The 15,105-nt window shown below is 69.2% G+C and carries 16 protein-coding genes; 4 read left to right on the top strand and 12 right to left on the bottom strand.

Annotation, left to right across the window (positions count from 1 at the left end; all coding sequences use genetic code 11):
* Window positions 1–158 precede the first annotated feature (158 nt).
* Complete coding sequence (locus tag ACF08M_RS20215) at window positions 159–1,058, top strand: M20/M25/M40 family metallo-hydrolase (protein ID WP_392186624.1); 900 nt, start codon at window positions 159–161, stop codon at window positions 1,056–1,058.
* Window positions 1,059–1,079: 21 nt separating this feature from the next.
* Window positions 1,080–2,510 (top strand): M1 family metallopeptidase, encoded by a 1,431-nt coding sequence (locus ACF08M_RS20210; RefSeq protein ID WP_392186623.1) that lies wholly within the window; start codon window positions 1,080–1,082, stop codon window positions 2,508–2,510.
* An 87-nt stretch (window positions 2,511–2,597) separates the two neighbouring features.
* On the opposite strand, the gene ACF08M_RS20205 is transcribed toward ACF08M_RS20210, so the two are convergent.
* From ACF08M_RS20205 to ACF08M_RS20175, 7 genes are all read right to left on the bottom strand, one after another.
* The gene (locus tag ACF08M_RS20205) at window positions 2,598–3,266 is read right to left on the bottom strand and encodes a potassium-transporting ATPase subunit C (protein WP_392186622.1); all 669 of its coding nucleotides are present in this window, start codon (window positions 3,264–3,266) and stop codon (window positions 2,598–2,600) included.
* A 6-nt stretch (window positions 3,267–3,272) separates the two neighbouring features.
* Window positions 3,273–5,399 carry a potassium-transporting ATPase subunit KdpB gene (gene kdpB, locus ACF08M_RS20200; protein ID WP_392186621.1) on the bottom strand — a complete coding sequence of 709 codons (2,127 nt, stop codon included), beginning with the start codon at window positions 5,397–5,399 and terminating at the stop codon, window positions 3,273–3,275.
* Window positions 5,396–7,060 carry a potassium-transporting ATPase subunit KdpA gene (gene kdpA, locus ACF08M_RS20195; protein WP_392186620.1) on the bottom strand — a complete coding sequence of 555 codons (1,665 nt, stop codon included), beginning with the start codon at window positions 7,058–7,060 and terminating at the stop codon, window positions 5,396–5,398. Before kdpA ends, kdpB begins: the two co-directional genes overlap by 4 nt.
* A gap of 7 nt (window positions 7,061–7,067) precedes the next feature.
* On the bottom strand, window positions 7,068–7,157 hold the full coding sequence (kdpF, locus tag ACF08M_RS20190; protein ID WP_351084850.1) for a K(+)-transporting ATPase subunit F: 90 nt from the start codon (window positions 7,155–7,157) through the stop codon (window positions 7,068–7,070).
* A 388-nt stretch (window positions 7,158–7,545) separates the two neighbouring features.
* On the bottom strand, window positions 7,546–8,319 hold the full coding sequence (locus ACF08M_RS20185; protein ID WP_392186619.1) for a DUF3710 domain-containing protein: 774 nt from the start codon (window positions 8,317–8,319) through the stop codon (window positions 7,546–7,548).
* A gap of 1 nt (window position 8,320) precedes the next feature.
* Complete coding sequence (dut, locus tag ACF08M_RS20180) at window positions 8,321–8,854, bottom strand: dUTP diphosphatase (RefSeq protein ID WP_392186618.1); 534 nt, start codon at window positions 8,852–8,854, stop codon at window positions 8,321–8,323.
* Complete coding sequence (locus ACF08M_RS20175; RefSeq protein WP_392186617.1) at window positions 8,854–9,438, bottom strand: PaaI family thioesterase; 585 nt, start codon at window positions 9,436–9,438, stop codon at window positions 8,854–8,856. The genes dut and ACF08M_RS20175 overlap by 1 nt, the downstream gene beginning before the upstream one ends.
* A 58-nt stretch (window positions 9,439–9,496) precedes the next feature.
* Here ACF08M_RS20175 and ACF08M_RS20170 point away from each other — a divergent pair, with 58 nt between their 5' ends.
* Window positions 9,497–9,952, top strand: coding sequence for a DUF3093 domain-containing protein (locus ACF08M_RS20170; protein ID WP_392186616.1), 456 nt, complete (start codon window positions 9,497–9,499; stop codon window positions 9,950–9,952).
* A gap of 107 nt (window positions 9,953–10,059) precedes the next feature.
* Here ACF08M_RS20170 and ACF08M_RS20165 read toward each other — a convergent pair whose 3' ends face one another.
* From ACF08M_RS20165 to ACF08M_RS20150, 4 genes are all read right to left on the bottom strand, one after another.
* The gene (locus ACF08M_RS20165) at window positions 10,060–11,037 is read right to left on the bottom strand and encodes a hypothetical protein (protein ID WP_392186615.1); all 978 of its coding nucleotides are present in this window, start codon (window positions 11,035–11,037) and stop codon (window positions 10,060–10,062) included.
* 12 nt (window positions 11,038–11,049) lie between these two features.
* Window positions 11,050–11,346 carry a DUF4193 domain-containing protein gene (locus ACF08M_RS20160; protein WP_392186614.1) on the bottom strand — a complete coding sequence of 99 codons (297 nt, stop codon included), beginning with the start codon at window positions 11,344–11,346 and terminating at the stop codon, window positions 11,050–11,052.
* 405 nt (window positions 11,347–11,751) lie between these two features.
* Window positions 11,752–12,981, bottom strand: a complete 1,230-nt coding sequence (locus ACF08M_RS20155; protein WP_392186613.1) for a sensor histidine kinase — start codon at window positions 12,979–12,981, stop codon at window positions 11,752–11,754.
* Window positions 12,982–12,987: 6 nt separating this feature from the next.
* The gene (locus ACF08M_RS20150) at window positions 12,988–13,641 is read right to left on the bottom strand and encodes a response regulator transcription factor (protein ID WP_392186612.1); all 654 of its coding nucleotides are present in this window, start codon (window positions 13,639–13,641) and stop codon (window positions 12,988–12,990) included.
* Window positions 13,642–14,017: 376 nt separating this feature from the next.
* Here ACF08M_RS20150 and ACF08M_RS20145 point away from each other — a divergent pair, with 376 nt between their 5' ends.
* Window positions 14,018–14,191, top strand: a complete 174-nt coding sequence (locus tag ACF08M_RS20145; RefSeq protein WP_362203673.1) for a hypothetical protein — start codon at window positions 14,018–14,020, stop codon at window positions 14,189–14,191.
* Between the two features lie 77 nt (window positions 14,192–14,268).
* Here the strand turns inward: ACF08M_RS20145 and ACF08M_RS20140 are convergent, their stop codons facing one another.
* A complete protein-coding gene (locus tag ACF08M_RS20140; RefSeq protein ID WP_392186611.1) occupies window positions 14,269–15,087 on the bottom strand; it encodes an inositol monophosphatase family protein in 819 nt (272 codons plus the stop codon).
* Between the last annotated feature and the right edge of the window lie 18 nt (window positions 15,088–15,105).

The following is a 15,105-nucleotide window of genomic DNA, read 5'->3' as shown; positions in this document are numbered from 1 at the left end:
CGTGGGGTACGGACTTGACGGCCCGTCGGAACCGGGGGCCGGCCGCCCCGGCGGCTCCCCCATCGAAGGAATACCGCTTCCTGACAACTTCCTGACACCGGCCAACCAGCCTGACCAAGGTCCACCGGGGCGAGTGCCCCGTCCTTGAAAGGGTGCTTATGACATTACGGAAGAGTCTTCCCGGGCTGGCCGCCGGAGCCCTCGGGATATCCCTGACCCTCTCTGCGGCACCGGCCGCCACCGCCGCCGGAGAAGCACCGGCACCCACCGTCTCCGAACAGCAGGTGATGCCCCATCTGCGCGCACTGCAGGACATCGCCGACCGCAACGGCGGCAACCGCGCGCACGGCACGAAGGGGTACGCGGACTCGGTGGCGTATGTGAAGAGCGCCCTGGACCGGGCGGGATTCCGCACGAAGCTGGTCCCCTTCATGTACAAGGGCGCCACCGGCAACAACCTGATCGCCGACTGGCCGGGCGGCGACCAGGACCATGTGCTGCTGACCGGCGCGCATCTCGACAGCGTCGCGGAGGGCCCGGGAATCAACGACAACGGCTCGGGCTCGGCCGCGGTCCTGGCCACCGCCCTCCAGGTGGCCAAGTCGGGGCTGAAGCCGCAGCGGCACCTCCGGTTCGCATGGTGGGGCGCGGAGGAGCCGGGGCTGATCGGCTCGGCGGACTACGTCGGGAAGCTCTCCGCGGCCGAGCGCGACAGGATCGACGTATATCTCAACTTCGACCAGGCGGGCAGCAAGAACACCCAGCAGTGGCTCGTGGTCCACGACGACGAGCACGGCGAGACCGAGGCCCAACAGGCGTTCGAGGCATGGTTCGCCGAGCGGGACATCCCCACGTTCGACATCGGCGTCGGCGGTTCGGACCACGAGTCGTTCGGAAACGCCGGCATCCCGTCGTCCGGTTTCAGCACCGGCATCTCGGACTGCATCCACCAGGCGTGCGACGACCTCGCCAACGTGGACCCGAAGACGGAGACGACCAGCACGAACGCCCTCGTCGGCGTGGTGTGGAAACTCGCCGCCACCGCTCCCCGGCACTGACCCCCGTCCCAGGAAAGAGACATGCGCAAACTGCTGAACCGACGCCGCAGGACCGCTGCCGCCCTCGTGGCCGCGGTTGTGAGCGGCTCCCTGCTCGCCACCGTCCCCGCCTCGGCCGCCATCGGCGGTCCGGGCATCGGTGACCCGTACTTCCCCGACGACGGCAACTCCGGCTACGACGTGTCGCACTACGACGTCCGCATCGCCTACGACCCGGCACGCACCGACCGCCTGGACGGCGACACCACCGTCACTGCCCGTGCCCTGACCGGCCTGGACCGCTTCAGCATGGACCTCAAGGGCTTCACGGTGGCCTCGGTCTCGGTGGACGGCACCCCGGCGAAGGCGTTCTCCCGGTCCGGCGCCCACAAACTGGTCATCACCCCGGCCCGCCCGGTCGTGAAGGGCTCGACGTTCACGGTCCGGGTGACGTACGCCGGCAAGCCCGACGCCGAGGGCTGGCACACCCTGAAGAACGGCGGCGCGTACGTGGCCGGCGAACCGCACTCCGCGACCTCCTGGTACCCCGCCAACGACCATCCCTCCGACAAGGCCACCTTCGCCCTCACCGCGACGGTGCCCGACGGCTGGTCCGTCATCGGCAACGGCCTGCCCGGCCCGGAGAGCGTCGAGAACGGCAGGAAGACCTTCCGCTGGTCCGAGGACAGCCCGATGGCGACGTACCTCAGCACGGTCGCCATCGACAAGTTCACCGTCCACCAGGGGAAGACGGCCGCCGGTACGCCGGTCATCACGGCATACAGCCCCGACGCCGTCATCGACCCGGACGCGGAGGCCGAGCAGACGGAGATCCTGGACTTCCTGACCGCGAAGTTCGGCCCGTACCCCTTCTCCTCGGCGGGCGCCATCGTCGTCGGTGCCACGAAGGAACCCACCAACGGCCCCCTCGCCCTGGAGACGCAGAGCCGCCCCATGTACGGCTCCACACTCTTCGACGGCTCGGTGGTCCACGAGAACGCCCACCAGTGGTTCGGCGACAGCGTGTCGTTCAAGGACTGGCGGGACGGCTGCGTCGCGGAGTGCTTCGCCCAGTACGCCGGGCAGCTGTGGGAGGAGCACAAGGGCGCCGACCTCGACAAGGGCTACTACCTGTCCGAGGTCGAGGCCAACAAGAACGATCCGTCGTTCTGGTCGACCAAGCTCTACGACCCGGGCCGGGGCAAGGAGCTGGACAGCGCCCTGTACTTCAAGGGTTCCATGATGCTGCACGCCCTGCGGCGCACGGTCGGTGACGACGCGTTCTTCGCGACGCTCAAAGCCTGGACCCATGACCACGCGTACAGCAACGCCTCCTTCCGGCAGTTCGAGGCGCTGGCCGCGAAGGTCTCGGGCAAGGACCTCAAGGGCTTCTTCGGGGCCTGGGTGGACAGCACGGTCATCCCGCCCGCGAAGTACCTCTACCCGGGCAGCCTGGGCGCGCCGGCCTCCTAGGACCTCTCGTTCGGGTCGGACCGGAACGCCGGGGAGCCTGACGGCACCGAGGTGCCGTCAGGCTCGCCCGAGCCCGCTGAAAGTCCCTCAGCCCTCGTTCACCAACTGCTTGAGGGCGATGTTGAGCTGGAGGACGTTGACCCGCGGCTCTCCCACGAAACCGAGGATCCGGCCGTCCGTGTGCTGCTCGACGAGCTTCTCCACCTGGGCGACATCGAGATGGTTGCGCTCGGCGACGCGGCGCACCTGGAGCCGTGCGTACTCCGGGGAGATGGCGGGGTCGAGGCCGGAGCCCGAGGAGGTGACGGCGTCGGCCGGCACGTCGGCGGGGCTGACGGGGTGGCCGGGGACGGAGTTGTCCTTGACGACGGCGGCCTTGGCGGCGGTGACCCAGTCGATGAGTTCCTTGTTGTCGCCGGAGCGGTTGGTCGCGCCGGAGAGGATCAACTGGTACTGGGTGTTGACGCTGTTGGTGCCGAGGCCGTTGGACGGGCGCGGCTGGAACCACCTGAGGTCCGGGGCCGCGGTCTGCTGCCCCTTCTTCAGCGGCAGGTCGTAGCGCTGGCCGATGAGTTCGGAGCCGACGACCTTGCCGTTCGCGGTGATCTCTGAGCCGTTGGCCTTGCCGGGGAAGACGCCCTGGGCGACACCGGTGACGGCGAGCGGGTAGAGCACGCCGCAGACGACGGTGAGGACGAGCAGGGCGCGCAGCCCGGCCCAGAGCAACCGGACGGTGTTTGCTACGGAGTTGTTCATGGCAGGTCAGCCGATTCCGGGGATGTGGGAGATGATCAGGTCGATGATCTTGATGCCGATGAACGGGGCGACCAGGCCGCCGAGTCCGTAGATCCCGAGGTTGCGCCGGAGCATCGAGTCGGCGCTGCTGGGCCGGTAGCGCACGCCCTTCAGGGCGAGCGGGACCAGTGCGACGATGATCAGCGCGTTGAAGACGACGGCGGACAGGATCGCGGACTGGGGCGAGGACAACTGCATGATGTTGAGCTTGTCCAGGCCGGGATAGACCACCGCGAACATCGCCGGGATGATCGCGAAGTACTTCGCGACGTCGTTGGCGATCGAGAAGGTCGTCAGCGCGCCACGGGTGATGAGCAGTTGCTTGCCGATCTCGACGATCTCGATCAGCTTGGTCGGGTTGGAGTCCAGGTCCACCATGTTCCCGGCCTCCTTGGCGGCCGAGGTTCCGGTGTTCATGGCCACGCCGACATCCGCCTGGGCCAGCGCGGGCGCGTCGTTGGTGCCGTCACCCGTCATCGCGACCAGCTTGCCGCCCGCCTGCTCCCGCTTGATGAGGGCCATCTTGTCCTCGGGGGTGGCCTCGGCGAGGAAGTCGTCGACCCCAGCCTCCTGGGCGATGGCCTTCGCGGTCAGCGGGTTGTCGCCCGTGATCATGACCGTCTTGATGCCCATGCGGCGCAGCTCGTCGAACCGCTCCCGCATGCCCTCCTTGACGACGTCCTTGAGGTGGATGACGCCCAGGACACGGGCGCCGTGCTCGTCCTCCAGAGCAACCAGCAGCGGCGTGCCGCCGGCCTCGGCGATCCTGTCGGTGAGCACCTGCGTGTCCGGTGAGACGCTGCCGCCGCGCTCCTTGACCCAGGCGACGACCGAACCGGTCGCGCCCTTGCGGACCTTGCGTCCGTCGGCATCCACGCCGGACATGCGCGTCTGGGCGGTGAACGCGACCCACTCGGCCTGCCGCAGCTCGCCCTGGTGGCGTTCGCGCAGCCCGTACTTCTCCTTGGCGAGCACAACGATCGAGCGGCCCTCGGGCGTTTCGTCGGCCAGTGAGGACAGCTGGGCCGCGTCCGCGAGTTCGGCCTCGGTCGTGCCCTGGACGGGGACGAACTCGGCGGCCTGCCGGTTGCCGAGCGTGATGGTGCCGGTCTTGTCGAGGAGCAGGGTCGAGACGTCCCCGGCGGCCTCCACGGCCCGCCCCGACATGGCGAGCACGTTGCGCTGCACCAGCCGGTCCATACCGGCGATGCCGATCGCGGAGAGCAGGGCGCCGATCGTCGTCGGGATCAGGCAGACCAGCAGGGCGGTCAGCACGATCAACGACTGCTTCTGGCCTGCGTAGACCGCGAAGGGCTGGAGGGTGACGACGGCGAGCAGGAAGACGACGGTGAGCGACGCCAGCAGGATGTTCAACGCGATCTCGTTGGGCGTCTTCTGCCGGGCGGCACCCTCGACCAGGGCGATCATCCGGTCGATGAACGTCTCGCCGGGCTTGGTCGTGATCTTGACGACGATGCGGTCGGAGAGCACCTTCGTGCCCCCGGTGACGGCACTGCGGTCGCCGCCGGACTCCCGGATGACCGGCGCCGACTCACCCGTGATCGCGGACTCGTCCACGCTCGCCACGCCCTCGACGACGTCTCCGTCACCAGGGATGATGTCTCCGGCCTCGCAGACCACCAGATCGCCGACGCGGAGCTCGGTGCCCGGCACCCGCTCCTCGTTCCTGCCGATCATCCGCCGGGCCACGGTGTCGGTCTTGGCCTTGCGCAGGGTGTCGGCCTGCGCCTTGCCGCGCCCCTCGGCGACCGCCTCCGCCAGGTTGGCGAAGATCGTGGTCAGCCACAGCCAGACCGCGATCGCCCAGCCGAACCAGTCGCCGGGATCCAGGCACGCCAGCACGGTGGTGAACACCGAACCGATCAGCACCACGAACATCACCGGGGACTTGACCATCACCCGGGGGTCGAGCTTGCGTACCGCGTCGGGGAAGGACTTGAGCAGCTGCTTGGGGTCGAACAGGCCCCCGCCCACACGTCCTTCGCTCTGGTGAGCCGTGGGCGTGTCCTGGTGCGGTGCCCGGGTGGGGGTGACAGTGGACATCGAGTCCTCTTGCTTCGTACGAGTGGTCATGACGCCAGCCCTTCGGCCAGCGGCCCCAGCGCCAGGGCCGGGAAGTAGGTCAGCCCGGTGATGATGAGAATGGTGCCGACCAGCAGCCCGCTGAAGAGCGGCTTGTGCGTGCCCAGGGTTCCCACGGTCGCCGGCACGGGCTTCTGCTCGGCGAGCGAACCCGCCAGCGCGAGCACGAACACCATCGGCAGGAACCGGCCCAGCAGCATCGCGAGACCGATCGTCGTGTTGAACCACTGCGTGTCCGCGTTCAGCCCGGCGAACGCCGAACCGTTGTTGTTCGCGCCCGAGGTGTACGCGTACAGCACCTCGGAGAATCCGTGCGCACCGGTGTTGGTCATCGAGTGGGGCGGGGTGGGCAGCGCCATCGCCGCGGCGGTGAAGCAGAGCACCAGCGTCGGGGTGATCAGGATGTAGCAGGCCGCGAGCTTGATCTCGCGGGTGCCGATCTTCTTGCCGAGGTACTCGGGTGTGCGGCCGACCATCAGACCCGCGATGAACACCGCGATGATCGCCATGATCAGCATGCCGTAGAGGCCGGAGCCGACACCACCGGGCGCGATCTCGCCGAGCTGCATGCCCAGCATCGTGATCCCGCCGCCGAATCCCGTGTACGAGGAGTGGAAGGAGTTCACCGCACCGGTCGAGGTCAGCGTGGTGGCCACGGCGAAGATCGACGAGCCGGCGATGCCGAACCGGGTCTCCTTGCCCTCCATCGCCCCGCCCGCGACGTCGAAGGCGGGCCCGTGGTGGGCGAACTCGGTCCACATCATCAGGGAGGTGAAGCCGAGCCAGATGACGCCCATCGCCGCCAGGATCGCGTAACCCTGCTTGAGCGAGCCGACCATCCGGCCGAACGTCCGCGTCAGCGCCGACGGTATGAGCAGGATCAGGAAGATCTCGAACAGGTTGGACAGCCCGTTGGGGTTCTCGAACGGGTGGGCCGCGTTGGCGTTGAAGTAGCCGCCGCCGTTCGTGCCCAGCTCCTTGATGACCTCCTGGGAGGCCACGGCGCCGCCGTTCCACTGCTGCGAACCGCCCATGAACTGGCCGACCTCGTGAATGCCGGAGAAGTTCTGGATGGCGCCGCAGGCGACCAGCACCAGCGCGCCGACCACGGCAATGGGCAGCAGGATCCGTACGGTGCCGCGCACCAGGTCGGACCAGAAATTGCCCAGCTCACCCGTGCGGGAGCGGGCGAAGCCCCGTACCAGCGCCACCGCGACAGCGATGCCGACGGCGGCCGAGACGAAGTTCTGCACCGCGAGGCCGCCGGTCTGTACGACATGGCCCATGGCCTGCTCGCCGTAGTACGACTGCCAGTTGGTGTTCGCGACGAACGACGCCGCCGTGTTGAACGCCTGGTCGGGGTCGATCGAGGAGAAGCCGAGCGATCCGGGCAGACTGCCCTGGAGCCGCTGCAGCAGATACAGGAAGAGAACACTCACCGCGGAGAAGGCGAGCACACCACGCAGATACGCGGGCCAGCGCATCTCCGTGTTCGGATCGGCACCGATGGCCTTGTACATCCACTTCTCGACGCGCAGGTGCTTCTTCGAGGAGTAGACGCCGGCCATGTAGTCGCCGAGCGGTCGGTACGCCAGCCCCAGCGCCGCAACGAGCGCGAGGACCTGGAGCACACCAGCGAGGACGGGGCTCATTTCGGGCTCAGAACCTCTCCGGGTACAGAAGGGCGAGGATGAGATAGCCCAGCAGGGCGACGGCCACGACGAGGCCGACGACGTTTTCGGCGGTCACAGCTTGGCCACCCCCTTGGCGATGAGAGCCACCAACGCGAACACCGCGATCGTGGTGACGACGAAGGCCACGTCGGCCATCGTGTGCTCCTAGATGAGGTTCGGAATCACTGACTGCTTGAGCAAACCTCGCGTTTCGGCCGTCTTGGCCTGTGTTGATGGCTTCCTTACGGGCAGGGGCAGGCCCTTGACGGCGCATATACGTGCCCCATACGCGCCCCTTACGCGCTCCTGCCGTGCGCCCGGGGAGTTCGTCCCGGGCCCTGGACGGCATGCGAAAAGGCCGGTGGGCCGCACCCCCTGGGAAGGGGATACGGCCCACCGGCCTTCAGCTGTGCCGGGCGGCAGCCCGTACCTGCTCAGCGCACCTCGGTTCGGCGCGTCTGGTCTCAGCGCACCTCGGTGATCTCGGGCCCGCGCTGGAGCTGGCCCATGCCACCGGAGAACTTCGAGCCCTCCTGGCTCTCCTGCTGGACGCCCTCGGGCATCATCTGGGCGTCGTTGGGAAGCTTGAGGACGATCGGGTCGCGCGGCGCCATCGGGCCCTCGCCACGGACGACCACGGTGTCCCGGAAGACCGTCTCCAGCAGCCCCGCCGCCTCCGGCTGCACGGCGCCCTGGCCGGAGATCACTCCGCGCAGGAACCAGCGCGGCCCGTCGACGCCGACGAAGCGCACCAGCTGCACGCCGTTCGTCCCGTCCGGGAGCTGTACGGGGACCTGGGCACGGAGCTCCCAGCCCAGCGGGCCCTCGACCTCGTCGATGATCCCGCCCTGCTGGGTGATGCCCCCGGCGATCTCCTCGCGGACCTCACCCCAGATGCCCTCCTTCTTGGGGGCGGCGAAGGCCTGCAGCTGGATGGCGCTGTCGCGCAGCACCACGGTCGCGGCGACGATCGCGTCACCGGCCACCTCGACACGCAGCTCCATGCCCTCGACACCGGGCACGAAGATGCCGCCCAGGTCGACCCGGCCCTCGCCGGGCTGGGAGACCTCGGTGATGTCCCACGGTCCGTCCGGCCGCGGCGCCGGCGGAAGATTCACCCGACGCGAGCCGCTATCGGCCCCATCGGCGTCATCGAGCTCGTCGACGACCTGCTCGGCCTCGCGCGCTTCGTCCGCCGCGTCCTCGGCGGAACCACTCTTCTTGCGACGTCCGAACACGTCACTGTCCTTCCCGGTCGGGTACGACCGAAGCGTAGCTGTTCCCGCCCTGGGTGATCCCGCCCCTGACGCCATCAACATCACCGGAAGCATGACCTCCGGTGGATCCGAACCCTCCGTCGCCGCGGGCCGAACCGGGCAGCTCCGCCACCTCGTGGAAGCGAACCTTCTCGACCTGCTGTACGACCAGTTGGGCAATCCGGTCGAACCGCTCGAACCGCACGGGCTCGCGCGGGTCGAGATTGACGACGATCACCTTGATCTCTCCACGGTACCCGGCATCAACCGTCCCCGGGGCATTCACGAGGGCGACTCCGCAGCGTGCGGCGAGGCCGGACCGCGGGTGAACGAACGCGGCATACCCGTCGGGCAGCGCGATCGACACTCCGGTGGGCAGCACCGCTCGCTCGCCCGGGGCCAGTTCGGCGGCCTCGGTGGTCACCAGATCGGCCCCGGCGTCGCCGGGATGCCCATAGGCCGGAATCGGCACCTCGGGGTCGACACGGCGGATCAGTACGTCCACGGGACGGCGCATCAGGGGTTCACCTCGAACGCACGGGCACGCTTGGCCTGGTCCGGGTCGGCCATCGCGGCCTGGATCTCGGCCGGGCGGCCGTTCTCGATGAAGTGGTCGACCTTGACCTCGATGAAAAGGGCCTCGGCTCGGACCGCCACGGGCCCGTCCGGCCCGCCGATCCGGCCGGTCGCCCGGGAGTAGAGCTTCCGGCCGTGCACCGCGGTGATCTCGGCGTCGAGGTGCAGCACGGTGTCCACCGGCACCGGACGCACGAAATCGGTCTCCAGCCGTCCGGTCACCGCGATCACCCGCAGCAGCCAGTTCAGCGAGCCGAGCGTCTCGTCCAGCGCGGTGGTCAGAATGCCCCCGTGCGCCAGCCCCGGGGCACCCTGATGGGCTGCCTTCACGGTGAACTCGGCGGTGACGCTGACGCCCTCACCGGCCCGCGCCTGGAGGTGCAGCCCGTGCTGCTGTCCCTCACCGCAGCCGAAACAGTGTTCGTAGTGCGCGCCGAGGAGTTCGCCGGGCGCCGGGGCTTCGGGGTGCCGGACCGGTTTCACCGCGCCGACCGGGGGCTTCAGAGCCGCAGATGTTCCACTCACAGGCGCAGACCTTACCCGCGCGGCCACCCGCGGGTCGCGCCGTGCCAAGCTTGGGTGCATGCAGCCTTCCACCCCGCCTTTCGACGAACGACTGACTGCGCCCCGCTCGTGGTGGCTCATCGCCTTCCTGGTCGGCATCGCCTGCGCCCTGATGCTGCTGCCGCTCGGCACCCTGCCGCTGCTGGCCGGCCTGGTGGTCGGTACGGCCCTGTCGGCGGCCGCGGTGAGCTCGTACGGTTCGGCCAGGATCCGTGTGGTCGCGGGCGCCCTGGTGGCCGGTGACGCGCGGATTCCGGTGACGGCGCTCGGCGAGGCCGAGGTGCTGGACGCGGACGAGGCGCGCGCGTGGCGCTCGTACAAGGCGGACACCCGCGCGTTCATGCTGCTGCGCAGCTACATCCCGACGGCGGTCCGGGTGGAGGTCACCGACCCGCAGGACCCGACGCCGTACGTCTATCTGTCGACCCGCGAGCCGCAGGCCCTGGTCGCGGCACTCGGTGCGGTACGGGCCTGAGGCACACAGCCCCCGCGAGCCCGGCATGATCCGAACGAGAGGCCCTAAGGGCTGTCCCGTAATCCCTGGCTGACGTCGTGCGCCCGCCAGGGATTACGGGACAGCCCTTAGCTCTCCGGCTCGCCCGGCAGGCCCTTGCGCGGCGCGGCCGGCCGCTCCAGCGGCGGCAGCTGCGGAAGCCGGTCCCAGGAGATCTGGCGCTTGCGCAGGTCCTTCCTGACCCGCTCGGCCAGCTTTCTGGTGTCGCGCCGGTTCATCGTCGCACCGACGACGGCGCCGACCATGAACGGGACGAGGTTCGGCAGATCGCGCGCCATGCGCTTCATGATCTGCTGGCGCAGCTCACGTTTCATCTGGCCGCCCAGCGCCGCGTTGACCGTCGTGGGGTGACCGACGTCGATGCCGCGCTCCTCCGTCCAGGAGGTGAGGTAGGCGCCGGAGCGCTGGGCGATCCCGCCCGGTGGGCGCAGCCCGTAGACCTCGTGCAGCTCGGCGACGAGCTTCATCTCGATCGCGGCCACTCCGGTGATCTCCGCCGTCAGCTCGGCGAGCATGGCGGGCGGTACGGGCAACATGGCCGCCGCGCCGATACCGGCGCCGACGGTGGCGGTGGCTCTGCCCGCTCCCGCGATGAGCTTGTCGGCCAGTTCCTCGGGCCCGAGGCCCGGGAACTGCTTGCGCAGGGTCGCGAGATCGCGCACGGGGATGCGGGGAGCGTTCTCGATGATCAGGTCGGCGATATGACCGATCGCGGCCCTGGCGCTCTCCCCGCCCTTGCGTGCTCCCCGTTTCACTGAACTCAGACGGCCTGTCCCGGGCGCGGGCTCCGTCCTGTCGACCTGTCCGGCCCCATCGGCCGTGTCGACCTCTTCACGCTCTTCATGCTCATGCACTTCGATTGCCGTGACTGCTTCGAGCGAGGCCGACAGGCCCCGCTCGTCGTCCCGCTCACCCGGGGAGGGTGGCAGGGCGGACCGCTCGGCAGGCGCTGCTACGCCTTCTGCCGGGCCTGTACCGCCCTGATTCGCCTCCGACGACCTTCTGCGCCGCAAGCGTCGCTTCCGGAACGGTGTGTCGCCTGCCACGGTCGGCTCGACCTAGTCGCAGTCGCGGCAGATCGGCTGGCCGTTCCTCTCCCGTGCCAGCTGGCTCCTGTGGTGCACGAGGAAGCAGCTCATGCACGTGAACTCGTCGGCTTGCTTGGGCAGGACCCTTACGGCCAGCTCTTCGTTGGACAGGTCCGCGCCAGGCAGCTCCAGTCCTTCGGCCGCGTCGAATTCGTCGACGTCGACGGCGGACGCCGTCTTGTCGCTCCGGCGCGCCTTGAGCTCTTCAAGGCTGTCCTGGTCGACGTCGTCATCGGTCTTGCGTGGGGTGTCGTAATCCGTTGCCATGTCGCTCTCCCCCTCTGGGTGTCTGCGGTGTCTCAGCGCTCGTAACGCGTGAGAGGCCGGACTTGTGCCCGACCCGAGGCGGAGATTTTGCCTCACATCAAGGTCTGTTACTCAATCGACACCCAAAAGGACCGCTCGCGAGCGATCTGCTTAGGTGGCGATGGGGACCGTACACGGTCCCGGTGTCGCGCTTCACGGGCGCCACCCCGTGTACTTCCCGTGATATCTGGCCCCGAAAACCCCGACTTTTGCGGGTTTTCCGGCGAAGACCCTGATCACGGAGCGTTGGCGCCCCCCGATTCGACTCTGTGATCGATCACACACGGCCATTCCGGGTTCAGGTCCCGAAAATTCCGCTCAAAGCGAACAAAGTGATGCGCCTGCGGATCGCCCCCGTCCGGACCGTCAGACCGGCAGTGAGACACGCATCACAAGGCCACCGCCCTCACGGGGTTCCGCGAGGATACGTCCGCCGTGAGCGCGCGCCACGGACCGCGCGATCGACAGGCCGAGCCCGACCCCCTTGTCGCTGCCCGTTCGCTCCGTACGCAGCCGCCTGAAGGGCTCGAAGAGGTTGTCGATCTCGTACGCGGGCACCACGGGGCCCGTGTTCGTGACCACCAGCACGGCGTGGCCGGACTGCAGCTCGGTCGTCACCTCCACCCAGCCCTGCTCCGGGACGTTGTAGCGCACGGCGTTCTGCACGAGGTTCAGCGCGATCCGCTCCAGCAGGACGCCGTTGCCCTGGACGACGGCGGGGGCCCGCTCGCCGCGGATCTCCACGCCTCGCTCCTCTGCCTCGCCTCGCGTCTGGTCGATCGCCCGCGAGGCCACCTCGGCCAGGTCGACGGCTTTGCGCTCGACGATCTGGTTGTCACTGCGGGCGAGCAGCAGCAGGCCCTCGACCAGCTGCTCACTGCGTTCGTTGGTGGCCAGCAGGGTCTTGCCGAGCTGCTTGAGCTCCGGCGGGGCCTGGGGATCGGAGAGATGGACCTCCAGCAGCGTGCGATTGATCGCGAGCGGGGTGCGCAGCTCGTGCGACGCGTTTCCGACGAACCGCTGCTGAGCCGTGAAGGCGCGCTCCAGGCGGTCGAGCATCTCGTCGAAGGTGTCGGCGAGCTCCTTCAGCTCGTCGTCCGGGCCGTCCAGCTCGATCCGGCGGGACAGATCGGTTCCGGCCACCTGGCGGGCCGTGCGGGTGATCCGGCCCAGCGGGGAGAGCACCCGGCCCGCCATGGCGAAGCCGAAGGCGAAGGCGATGACGCTGAGGCCGACCAGAGCCAGCAGCGACCGGTTCAGGAGGGTGTCCAGCGCCTGCTGGCGCTGGTGGTTGACGCAGGTGTTCATGGCCGCGTTGACGGCGTCCGCTGTGGACACGCCGTTGAAGTTGCAGACGTCACTGGTGAGCTGGCCGCTCACGATCTTGAACGGCAGCTCGCTGCCGACATGGAGGGCCTGGGCGGCCAGCATGTAGATGATCGAGAGGAGCAGGATGCCCGCGATCAGGAACATGCCGCCGTACAGCAGCGTGAGCCGTATCCGGATGGTCGGACGCAGCCAGTAGGGCGGCTCCTGCTGCTTGGGCGCCCAGGTGGGCTTCGGGGGCGCTGTCGGCGGCGCCGGGACGGTGGGCATCGGCCGTCAGATCCGGTACCCGGAACCGGGCACGGTGACGATCACCGGCGGCTCGCCGAGTTTGCGCCGCAGCGTCATGACGGTCACCCGGACGACATTGGTGAACGGGTCGGTGTTCTCGTCCCAGGCCTTCTCCAGCAGCTGCTCGGCCGAGACGACCGCGCCCTCGCTGCGCATCAGCACCTCCAGTACGGCGAATTCCTTCGGCGCGAGCTGGATCTCCGCCTCGCCCCGGAAGACCTCGCGGCGGTTGGGGTCGAGCTTGATTCCGGCGCGCTCCAGGACGGGCGGCAACGCCACCGTCGTGCGCCGGCCCAGCGCCCTGACCCGCGCGGTGAGCTCGCTGAAGGCGAACGGCTTGGGCAGATAGTCGTCGGCGCCCAGCTCCAGGCCCTCCACCCGGTCGCTGACGTCCCCGGACGCGGTGAGCATGAGCACCCGGGTGGGCATGCCCAGCTGGACGATCCGGCGGCAGACGTCGTCGCCGTGCACCAGGGGGAGGTCCCGGTCCAGCACCACGACGTCGTAGTCGTTGACCTCGATGCGCTCCACGGCCGCGGCTCCGTCGTACACGACATCGACGGCCATGGCCTCACGGCGCAATCCGGTGGCCACCGCATCGGCGAGCAGCTGCTCGTCCTCCACGACGAGTACGCGCACGGCGCTTTCCTTCCCTAGAAACTTCAGAACGTGGAAACTTCGGAATGTCACGATGCGCTCACGGTCCGCGATGCGGGCCGCTCATCGGCATCGGTCTGTGCTGCTCCATCCTGCCCGCAACGCGTATAAACCGGCGGTAAGGCGGCGCTGGCCGGCCGGGACCCCCGGGGAAGCCACGGGATTTCCGGGCCGGTTGAGGTTTCTCCGAGCTCGGTGCCGGGGAGGACGCATGCACACCCGCGATCACGCCTTGAATGTGGCGCGCCACCGGCCACTCCGTCCCCGGAGAGTGCGTGATCACCCGCCCTACCGCCTCCGTGCGGAGGGAAACCCGGGCACACCCCCGTGCCACCGACCCACGATGAGGGGGCGCATTATGGACGCTTTCACCGCAGGTCTGCTGCAACGCATCAAGACGACCGAGTCCGACCTCACGAAAGCTCGCGAGACGGGCGACGACTTCCTCGCGGATGTCGAGCAGGGCGAGCTGGACGACCTGCACCGCCTCGCCGCCGAGCACGGCGTCGAGATCGGCGCCACGCGCGTCTGAACCACTTGTGGGCCCCTGATGCCGCATCCGGCGTCAGGGGCCCTCTCGCGTGCCGGAGGGGCCCGGACGGGGGCTCCCTAGTCGTGCCAGGCGCCCAGCTCCTCCAGCAGGGCCTGCAGCGGCTCGAAGACACCCGGTGTCGCGGCGATCGTCAGGTCACCGTCGGCGGGCAGCCCCGGACGGCCGCCGGTGTACGCCCCCGCCTCGCGGGCGATGAGATCGCCGGCCGCCAGGTCCCACGGGTGGAGCCCGCGCTCGTAGTAGCCGTCGAGCCGCCCCGCGGCCACATCGCAGAGGTCGACTGCGGCGGAGCCGCTGCGCCGGATGTCGCGCAGCCGCGGGATCAGCTGCTGGGCCACGTCCGCCTGGTGGGCACGCACATGGCCGACATAATTGAAACCGGTCGAGACGAGCGCCTGGTCGAGCGGCGGCGCAGGCCGGCAGCGCAGCGCGGTGCCCTCGCCGTACACACCGCCGACCGCGTACGCGCCGCCGCCGAGCACCGCCCGGTACGTCTCACGGCGCATCGGGGCCTCCACCACGCCGACGACCCGCTCGCCGTCCCGCTCGGCGGCGATGGAGACGGCCCACGTGGGCAGTCCGTACAGGTAGTTCACGGTGCCGTCGAGCGGGTCGATGACCCAGCGGATACCACTGCTGCCCTCCGCGCTGGCGCCTTCCTCACCGAGGAAACCGTCCTGCCGGCGCCGCTCGGTGAGGAAGCCGGTGATCAGCTTCTCGGCGGCGATGTCCATCTCGGTGACGACGTCGATCGGGCTGGACTTGGTCGCGGCCACCCCCAGGTCGGCGGGGCGGCCGTCGCGCAGCAGCGCACCGGCGCGGCGCGCGGCCTCCAGGGCGAGGTCGAGCAGTTCGGACAGGTTCGGGTCGGTCACGGCGCTCCAGGTCTCCAG

The sequence above is a fragment of the Streptomyces sp. NPDC015032 genome (genome assembly GCF_043080425.1).
Taxonomy (GTDB): Bacteria; Actinomycetota; Actinomycetes; order Streptomycetales; family Streptomycetaceae; genus Streptomyces.
The sequence above is the reverse complement of the archived record's forward strand: the minus strand, read 5'-3'. Positions and strand labels throughout refer to the sequence as shown.